Here is a 9,083-nt window from a genome sequence, read left to right on the forward strand (position 1 = left end):
GGACATGACCGACCTGCAGACCGTGCCCCCGGTGAGCCCGCGCCACTCGATGCCGCTGACCGGCGCCACGCTGCCGCGCATCGCTCCACTGCTCGCCACCGTCATCGCCGGCGGCGTGGGCGGCCTGGTGGCGTTGCTGGGCGGTTTCGGCTGGGTCGCGGCGGTGTTCGTGGCCTGGCTGGTCCTGGTCGTCGGCCTGCCGCTGTGGTCCCGCGCGGTCGAGGGCGGCCGCAAGTCGCTCGACCGGCTCGCGACCCTGATGGTCTGGTCGGCGTTCGGCCTGGCGATGATCCCGCTGGTCTCGCTGGTGTGGACGGTGGTCAGCAAGGGCGTCGGCATCTTGTCGAGCCAGTTCCTCAACAACTCGATGCGCGGCGTGCTCGGCGAGGGCGGCGGCATCTACCACGCGATCATGGGCACGCTGATCATCACGGCGCTCGCGACCCTGATCTCGGTGCCGATCGGGGTGCTGACGGCCGTCTACCTCGTCGAGTACGGCAAGTCCTCGCCGATGGCGCGCGTGATCACGTTCCTGGTCGACGTGATGACCGGCATCCCCTCGATCGTCGCCGGTCTGTTCGCCTACGCCCTCTTCGCGCTGTTCTTCGGTCCCGGGGTGCGGATGGGCTTCGGCGGGGCCGTGGCGCTCTCGGTGCTGATGGTGCCGATCGTCGTGCGCGCCGCCGAGGAGATGCTCAAGCTGGTGCCCGACGAGCTCCGGGAGGCGTCGTACGCCCTCGGGGTGCCCAAGTGGCGCACGATCACCAAGGTGGTGCTCCCCACCGCGGTCGCGGGCATCGTGACGGGCGTGACGCTCGCGGTCGCCCGGGTCGCGGGGGAGACCGCTCCGCTGCTGATCATCGCGGGCCTGACGACCAGCACGAACTTCAACCCGTTCAGCGACCGGATGACGACCCTGCCGGTGTTCATCTTCTACTCGATCACCGAACCGGGCCTGTACGCCGACGAGATGGCCGACTACGCGTGGGGCGCCGCCCTCGTGCTGGTGGCGATCGTGATGTTCTTGAACGTCGTCGCCCGCGTCGTCGGCGGCCTGTTCGCCCCCAAGACCGGCCGCTGACGGCCCGCTGAGCTGCACGAGAGAACGAGGAACCACCTATGGCCAAGAGCATCGATGTCTCGGACCTGAACATCTACTACGGCGACTTCCTCGCGGTCGAGGGCGTCACGATGACGATCAAGGCCCGCTCCGTGACCGCGTTCATCGGCCCCTCGGGCTGCGGCAAGTCGACGTTCCTGCGCTCGCTCAACCGGATGCACGAGGCGATCCCCGGCGCCCGCGTCGAGGGCAAGGTGATGGTCGACGGGCAGTCCCTCTACGAGCCGTCGATCGACCCGGTCGCCGTACGCCGCCAGATCGGCATGGTCTTCCAGCGCCCCAACCCGTTCCCGACGATGTCGATCTACGAGAACGTGCTCGCCGGCAAGCGGCTCAACGCGAAGCGGATGTCGAAGTCGGACGCCGACGACCTGGTCGAGCGTTCGTTGCGGGGAGCCAACCTGTGGACCGAGGTCAAGGACCGGCTCAACAAGCCCGGGATGAGCCTCTCCGGCGGCCAGCAGCAGCGACTGTGCATCGCCCGCGCCATCGCCGTCGAGCCCCAGGTGCTGCTCATGGACGAGCCGTGCTCGGCGCTCGACCCGATCTCGACCTCGGCGATCGAGGACCTGATCCACGAGCTGAAGACCGACTACACGATCGTGATCGTCACCCACAACATGCAGCAGGCCGCCCGCGTCTCCGACGACACCGGCTTCTTCAACCTCAAGGCCGCCGGCGAGCCCGGCCACCTGGTGGAGTTCAACCCCACCAACAAGATGTTCACCAACCCCGACGAGGAGTCGACCGAGGCCTACATCTCGGGCCGCTTCGGCTGATCGGGGTCGGCGTGGGTCCCACGCACCTGACACATCTGTCGTCCCGGTTGGGGGTGGGGGACAGATACGTCTGGTGCGTGCGTCCCCCGACTGGCGCGAGGCATCGATAACTGTCAATATGAGGGCATGTGGGTGAACCGATGACCGCGTCCCGCGCCGAGACCGGTGAAGCGACGGTCGTCGCCCGGCTCTCGACCCTGGATCGCTACCTCCCGGTGTGGATCGGCGCCGCCATGGCCGCCGGCCTGGTGCTGGGGCGCGCCGTGTCCGGGCTCGACGACGCGCTGTCCAAGGTCGAGGTCGGGTCGGTGTCGCTGCCGATCGCGATCGGCCTGCTGGTGATGATGTACCCGGTGCTCGCCAAGGTGCGGTACGACGAGCTCGGCCACGTGACCGCCGACCGGCGGCTCCTGGTGTCCTCGATCTTCTTGAACTGGGTGCTCGGGCCGGCGCTGATGTTCACGCTGGCCTGGCTGCTGCTGCCCGACCTGCCGGAGTACCGCACCGGGCTGATCATCGTCGGCCTGGCCCGCTGCATCGCGATGGTGCTGATCTGGAACGACCTGGCCTGCGGCGACCGCGAGGCCGCCGCGATCCTGGTCGCGCTGAACTCGGTCTTCCAGATCGTGGCGTTCGCGGCCCTGGGCTGGTTCTACCTCGAGCTGCTGCCCGGCTGGCTCGGCCTGGACACCTCCTCCCTCGACGTGTCGGTGTGGGAGATCGCCCGCAGCGTGCTGATCTTCCTCGGCATCCCGCTGCTGGCCGGCTACCTCACCCGCACGCTGGGGGAGCGCGCCCGCGGCCGCGAGTGGTACGAGGAGCGACTGCTGCCGCGGATCGGCCCCGCCGCGCTCTACGGGCTGCTGTTCACGATCGTCATCCTGTTCGCGCTCCAGGGCGACACGATCACCAACCAGCCGCTCGACGTCGCGCGGATCGCCGTACCCCTCCTCGCCTACTTCGGCCTGATGTGGACCGGGGCGTTCCTGCTCGGCGTCCGGCTCCGGCTGCCCTACGAGCGCTCGGCCACGCTGGCGTTCACGGCGGCCGGCAACAACTTCGAGCTCGCCATCGCGGTCGCGATCGGCGTGTTCGGCGTGACCAGCGGCCAGGCGCTCGCGGGCGTGGTCGGACCCCTGATCGAGGTGCCGGCCCTGGTCGGTCTCGTGTACGTCGCGCTGTGGGCGCGGCGCCGCTTCTACCCGTCCCCCGAGGAGACCCGATGAGTGACGTGCCCGAGGTCCTGTTCGTCTGCGTGCACAACGCCGGCCGCTCGCAGATGGCGGCCGCGCTGCTCGCCCACCACGCGCAGGGCCGGGTGCAGGTCCGCTCGGCGGGCTCCGCGCCGGCCGACCGGGTCAACCCGGCGGTCGTCGAGGTGATGGACGAGCTCGGCATCGACGTCTCCCAGGAGGTGCCGACCAAGCTGCTCACCGAGGACGTCGCCGCCTCCGACGTGGTGATCACGATGGGCTGCGGGGACGCCTGCCCGATCTTCCCCGGCAAGCGCTACGAGGACTGGGTGCTCGACGACCCCGCCGGCCAGGGCCCCGACGTCGTACGCCGGATCCGCGACGAGATCGACCAGCGGGTCCGAGCGCTCCTCGCCGACCTGGTCTGACACCTCAGGTCCGGGCGCCGCCTGCCGATACCTCGCATATGGGGGACGGTGAGCCGTCGTTGAGGCGTGCGGTGGTGATCGAGGACGACCCGGACATCGCGTCGCTCCTCGAGGTCGCCCTGTCCTCGCTCGGCTTCGAGGTCACGATCGCCCCCGACGGACTCACCGGCATCGACGCGGTCGCCGCGCACGACCCCGACCTGGTGACGCTGGACGTCGGGCTGCCCGGCATCGACGGCCTCGAGGTGTGCCGCCGGATCCGCCCGACGACCGACGCCTACCTGATCATGGTCACGGCGTACGGCGAGGAGATCGACCGGCTGATCGGTCTGGAGACCGGGGCCGACGACTACCTCACCAAGCCGATCAGCGTGCGTGAGCTCAAGACCCGCGTGAACGTGCTGTTCCGGCGTCCTCGCCGGCTCGCCGGCGCCCCCGTGCCCGCCGCCGCGCCGGCGACCGCGGTAGCCCCCGCGGACGGCCGGCTGCTGCACGCGGTCCACGACGAGCCCGCGCCGCCGCCCGACCACCTGGTGCTGCGCCACGGCGACCTGGTCCTCGACGTCGACGGTCACCGGGTGTGGCGCGACGGCGAGGAGGTCGACCTGACCCCGACCGAGTTCAGCCTGCTCGCGACCCTGATGCGCGCGCCCACGCGGGTGTGGACCCGGGCGCTGCTGCTCGAGGAGGTCTGGGGCGGCGGCTGGGAGGAGACCCACCTGGTCGAGGTGCACATGGGCAACCTGCGCCGCAAGCTCGGCGACCGCCGCGGCCAGACCCGCTTCGTCGAGAACGTCCGGGGCGTCGGCTACCGGATGCTGGCCGCCGGCTGAGGCGATCCGCTCTCAGCTCGCCCGCTGCTCGAGGTACGTCGCGAGCGCCCGGTCGGCCCGTCGCGCCGCCTGCGCCAGGTCGTCGGCCAGAGCCCGGGCCGCCTCCAGGTCGCGGCGCCGGACGCTCAGCTCGATGACGCTCGCCAGCTGCTCGAGCTCGCGCGCGCCCACGGTCGTGGAGGACACCTTGAGGCTGAGCGAGGCGTCGAGCGCCGCGCCGAGGTCGGGGGTGCGGGCCTCGGACCCGAGGGCCGTGCTGATCCGGTTGAGCCGCTGGGGCAGCAGCTCCTGGTAGCGCGCGGCGAACGTGGCTGCGAAGTCCGCGTCCTCGAGGTCCTCGGCCAGCCGGCCGAGCGCCGCGTCGTCCAGCGCCTCCGGGGCCGGCTCCGGGTCGATCTCCTGCTCGCCGCGACGCCAGATCAGGCTGCTGCCGAGCACGACGAGCGCGCCGAGCGCCACCCAGAGCACGACGTCACGCACGACCGGTGCGCGCAGCGCGCGGATCACGGTGCCGATCCCGGGGATCACGTGCACCGTCTCCCACACGGTGTCGCCCTGGATGGTGGCCGTCCACGGGTCGGGCTCGGCGTTGGCGTCGCCCTGGGTGCGGATGATCGTGTGCCCGTCGGCGGTGTGCCGGACCTTGATGACCCGGTGGGTCTCGACGTGCTGGTCGGGCACGGGCGCGTGGAAGGTCAAGATGTCGCCGACCGCCACCTCGTCGGCGGGCTTGGGCACCGAGACGATCACGTCGCCGGGGTCGATGGTGCCGGTCATGCTCCCGGTGAGCATGGTCGCGGTCCGGTAGCCGAGGACCCGGGGGCCGACGCCCAGCGCCAGGAACGCCACCGCGCCCACCAGCAGCGCCACCGTCAGCAGCCCGCTGACCACCCGGTCCGCCGTCGACCGGCGCGGCCGGCGTACCTCCCCGCGGTGCCGCGGGGCCGCCGTGCCCTCCCGCCCGCCGCGGGGGAAGGCGATGACGTCGGCGGTCATGGTCGCTCCTCTCGCAGCGCTGACGGGGCGGGTCGGCTGGTCGGGTCAGGACAGGGTCAGGACGGGGTCAGGACAGGCTGGTCGGGTCCACGACCGTGGTCTTGCCGGCGCGCTGGGTGCCGGTGAGGTTCCAGGTGATCGTGGTGCTGAGGCCGGCGGTGGTCGACGGCGCGGTGGTCGGCAGCGAGAGGGTCGCGCGCACGTAGACCGGGCTGTTGCTGTTGAGCTGGGTGATCCAGCCGATCGGCTGCGCCCAGCCGCCGACGGACGTCATCGCGCTGACCGTGCCGTCGGTGAGCAGGTTGGTGGCCGAGCCCGGGCACGTCATCGTGGCGGTCCACGGCTGGGTGCAGGTGTCGACGCTGACCCGCAGGGCCGAGGTGAGCGCGTTGTTGTCGGTGATCGTGGTGGTGAGGGTGAGGTCGCCGAGCTCGGTGGAGTCGGCGCCGCGCGCGATGGTGATCGGGAAGACGACCTTGTCGCCGGGCACCATCTTGGCGGCGGTGGCCTTGATGCCGGCCTCGCTGCCGTTCATCAGCACGCTGACCTTGCCGGAGGACACCGCGGTCTCGACCGTGGTGGTGTCGGTGTACGCGCCGAACGTACCGACGCCCGCGACGGTGGCGGCACCGGCGACGAGCGCGACGGTGGCGGCGATCTTGGTGAGGTGCTTGCGAGCGGACGCGGTGCGCATGTCCGGTTCCCTTCCCTGGGTGGCCGGGTGCGGTGGGGGCCCCGGCCGTTCGTCCTTGACGTGCACCAGCCTGACCGACCTCCCGCAAGGCACTTCGATGCCGAGTCACCGGGAAAATGCAAGAGACGTGCAAGGTCGCCGGCAGGGGGCCGCGCACCTGACGTATCTGTTGCCTGGGAGCGCTCCCGCGGGACAGATACGTCAGGTGCGCGACCCACCCACGGCGACCTACTGGCCGATGACCAGGTGGAGCACCCAGTAGCACGCGGCGGCGACGAGGCCGGCCATGGGGAAGGTGAGCACCCAGGCGGCGACGATCGAGCGGGCCACGCCCCAGCGGACCGCCGAGAAGCGCTTGGTGGCGCCGGCGCCCATGATGGCCGAGGTGATCGTGTGGGTGGTCGAGATCGGCGCCTGGAACGCGAACGCGGTCGTGTACAGCACGCCGGCCGCGACGGTCTCGGCGGCGAAGCCGCGGGCGGGGTCGAGGTGGATGATCCGGCGGCCCAGCGTGCGCATGATGCGCCAGCCGCCCGACCAAGTGCCGAGCGAGATCGCGCCCGCGGCGGAGAAGATCACCCAGATCGGCAGGCTGTCGCCCTCGGAGACGTAGCCGCCGGTCAGCAGCGCCAGGAAGATCACGCCCATCGTCTTCTGGGCGTCCTGCAGGCCGTGGCCGAGCGCCATCGCGGCGGCCGAGACGGTCTGGGCGAGACGGAAGCCGCGGTAGACCCGGTGCGGGTTGCGCCTCTTGAAGATCCACATGATCGCGAGCATCACCACGAACGCGGCCACGAAGCCGAACAGCGGCGAGCCGACCATCGGGATCACGACCTTGTCGAGGATCACCGACCACTGCACGGTCGAGCCGGACGCGATCGCGGCGCCGACCAGCCCGCCGATCAGGGCGTGCGAGGAGGACGAGGGGAGGCCGAAGTACCACGTGATGAGGTTCCACGCGATCGCGCCGAACAGGCCGCCCATCACGATCACCAGACCGTGGGAGTTCTCCGGGACCGTGATGACCCCGCTGACCGTGTGTGCGACCTCCTGGCCCAAGAAGGCACCGACGAAGTTCATGATCGCGGCCATGCCGAGCGCGATGCGCGGCGTGAGCGCCCGGGTCGAGACCGACGTGGCGATGGCATTGGCGGCGTCGTGGAAGCCGTTGGTGTAGTCGAAGCTCAGGGCGACGACGACGACCGCGATGACGATCGCGAGGTCCATGGAGGTCAGGACTCCTTGACGGCGATCTGCTCCACGATGTTGGCGACCTTCTCGAACGCGTCGATCGCCTCCTCGAGAGACTCGACGATGTCCTTGAGCTTGAGCACCTCGATGGTCTTGAACTCGCCGCTGAAGAGCTTGGCGAGCGTACGCCGGTGGTTGCGGTCGCCGGTGTTCTCGAGGCGGTTGACCTCGATCCAGTACTCCTCGAGCGACTGCATCGACTGCAGGTTCGGCATGGCCGCGGCGGTGAGCTCGGCACAGCGCTGCAGCACCTCGACCTGGGTCGAGACCTCCGGCGGCATGACCTTGACCTCGTAGAGCAGGATCAGGTCGACGACCTCGTCCATCATGTCCATCACGTCGTCGAGGCCCGACCCGAGCGCGTAGATGTCCTCGCGGTCGAACGGCGTCACGAACGTCGAGTTGACCTTGCGGATCAGCGCGTGCGTGGTCTCGTCCGCGTTGTGCTCGGCCTCCCGCATGCGCCGGGCCACGTCCTCGTGGTCGGCGCCGTCGGCGAGCATCTCGGCGAGCAACTCGGCCCCGCTGACGAGGTGGTGTGCGGACTCGGTGAACAGGTCGTAGAACGACGTGTCGACGGGTCGGATTCTCAAACCCACGGAAAACTCCTGCTGAGGAGGACGCGAACGCGCAACAGCCTAGGGGGTGCTCGGGCGATTCGCGCAAGCGAGGGTCACGCGACCCCGATCACCCCGATCCGGGCCGTCTGGACCGCCGGGATTAGGGCTGGATCGGGAGGAATTCAGGTGTCGCTCACGCCGTCGTACGCCGCCGCCGCTGCGCCTCGATCAGGGCCTCCTGGAGGTGCTGGGTGCCCTGGTTGCGGTGCCACTCGCCGGCGCTGTCGAGCTCCCACGCGGTGGTCCCTGGCGCGAAGGCGAAGTCGAGCAACCGGCCGAGCTGGGCGACGCTGTCCTCGGTGGGCAGCCGCACCAGCACCTCGACGCGGCGGTCCAGGTTGCGGTGCATCATGTCCGCCGAGCCGATCCAGGCCTGGGGCGTCCCGCCGTTCTCGAACCAGAAGATCCGGCTGTGCTCGAGGAACCGGCCCAGGATCGAGCGGACCGTGATCGTCTCGGACAGGCCGGGCACCCCCGGGCGCAGCGCGCAGATGCCGCGCACCAGCAGCTCGACCGGCACGCCGGCCTGCGAGGCGAGGTAGAGCGCGTCGATGACGGCCTCGTCGACGACCGAGTTGGCCTTGAACCGGATCCGCGCGGGCCGGCCGGCCTGGTGGTGGGCGACCTCGCGATGGATCTGGTCGACCAGCCCGGTGCGGATCGAGTCGGGGGCGACGAGCAACTCGTCGTACGTCGCGTTGCGCGACCACCCGGAGAGGTTGTTGAACAGGTGCGCGACGTCCTCGCCGATGCGCTCGTTGGTGGTGAGCAGGCCGAGGTCCTCGTACATCCGGGCGGTCTTGGGGTTGTAGTTGCCGGTGCCGAGGTGGCAGTAGCGGCGGATCGAGCCGCCCTCCTGCCGGACCACCAGCGAGGTCTTGCAGTGGGTCTTGAGGCCGACCACGCCGTAGACGACGTGGCAGCCGGCGCGCTCCAGCGCCTTGGCCCAGCGGATGTTGGCCGACTCGTCGAAGCGGGCCTTGATCTCCACCAGCACCACGACCTGCTTGCCGGCCTCGGCCGCGTCGATGAGCGCCTCCACGATCGGGGAGTCGCCGGAGGTGCGGTAGAGCGTCTGCTTGATGGCGAGGACGTTGGGGTCGACGGCGGCCTGTTCGATGAACCGTTGCACGGAGGTCGCGAACGACTCGTACGGGTGGTGCACGAGC

Annotated in this window: 10 protein-coding genes; 5 read left to right on the forward strand and 5 right to left on the reverse strand. The window is 70.4% G+C overall.

What is annotated here, in order from left to right; all coding sequences use genetic code 11:
* The first annotated feature begins 4 nt into the window (after positions 1 to 4).
* The 5 genes from pstA to VGD85_RS12755 all read left to right on the forward strand — a co-directional run bounded on the left by pstA (position 5) and on the right by VGD85_RS12755 (position 4,353).
* A complete protein-coding gene (gene pstA, locus VGD85_RS12735) occupies positions 5 to 1,081 on the forward strand; it encodes a phosphate ABC transporter permease PstA (protein ID WP_331063813.1) in 1,077 nt (358 codons plus the stop codon).
* Between the two features lie 38 nt (positions 1,082 to 1,119).
* Positions 1,120 to 1,899, forward strand: a complete 780-nt coding sequence (gene pstB / locus VGD85_RS12740) for a phosphate ABC transporter ATP-binding protein PstB (protein ID WP_331063814.1) — start codon at positions 1,120 to 1,122, stop codon at positions 1,897 to 1,899.
* A gap of 140 nt (positions 1,900 to 2,039) precedes the next feature.
* Positions 2,040 to 3,125 carry an ACR3 family arsenite efflux transporter gene (gene arsB / locus VGD85_RS12745; protein WP_331063815.1) on the forward strand — a complete coding sequence of 362 codons (1,086 nt, stop codon included), beginning with the start codon at positions 2,040 to 2,042 and terminating at the stop codon, positions 3,123 to 3,125.
* Complete coding sequence (locus VGD85_RS12750; RefSeq protein ID WP_331063816.1) at positions 3,122 to 3,520, forward strand: arsenate reductase ArsC; 399 nt, start codon at positions 3,122 to 3,124, stop codon at positions 3,518 to 3,520. The genes arsB and VGD85_RS12750 overlap by 4 nt, the downstream gene beginning before the upstream one ends.
* A gap of 74 nt (positions 3,521 to 3,594) precedes the next feature.
* A complete protein-coding gene (locus VGD85_RS12755) occupies positions 3,595 to 4,353 on the forward strand; it encodes a response regulator transcription factor (protein WP_331063817.1) in 759 nt (252 codons plus the stop codon).
* Between the two features lie 12 nt (positions 4,354 to 4,365).
* On the opposite strand, the gene VGD85_RS12760 is transcribed toward VGD85_RS12755, so the two are convergent.
* From VGD85_RS12760 to ppk1, 5 genes are all read right to left on the reverse strand, one after another.
* A complete protein-coding gene (locus VGD85_RS12760) occupies positions 4,366 to 5,349 on the reverse strand; it encodes a signal peptidase I (RefSeq protein WP_331063818.1) in 984 nt (327 codons plus the stop codon).
* 67 nt (positions 5,350 to 5,416) lie between these two features.
* Positions 5,417 to 6,043: a hypothetical protein gene (locus VGD85_RS12765; protein WP_331063819.1), complete on the reverse strand. Its 627-nt coding sequence runs from the start codon at positions 6,041 to 6,043 to the stop codon at positions 5,417 to 5,419.
* Positions 6,044 to 6,271: 228 nt separating this feature from the next.
* Positions 6,272 to 7,270: an inorganic phosphate transporter gene (locus VGD85_RS12770; protein WP_331063820.1), complete on the reverse strand. Its 999-nt coding sequence runs from the start codon at positions 7,268 to 7,270 to the stop codon at positions 6,272 to 6,274.
* 5 nt (positions 7,271 to 7,275) lie between these two features.
* On the reverse strand, positions 7,276 to 7,893 hold the full coding sequence (locus VGD85_RS12775) for a DUF47 domain-containing protein (protein ID WP_331063821.1): 618 nt from the start codon (positions 7,891 to 7,893) through the stop codon (positions 7,276 to 7,278).
* 154 nt (positions 7,894 to 8,047) lie between these two features.
* Positions 8,048 to 9,083 (reverse strand): polyphosphate kinase 1 (gene ppk1 / locus VGD85_RS12780; protein WP_331063822.1); only part of this gene is annotated, 1,036 nt, incomplete at its 5' end.

The organism is Nocardioides sp., from assembly GCF_036401255.1.
Lineage (GTDB): Bacteria > Actinomycetota > Actinomycetes > Propionibacteriales > Nocardioidaceae > Nocardioides.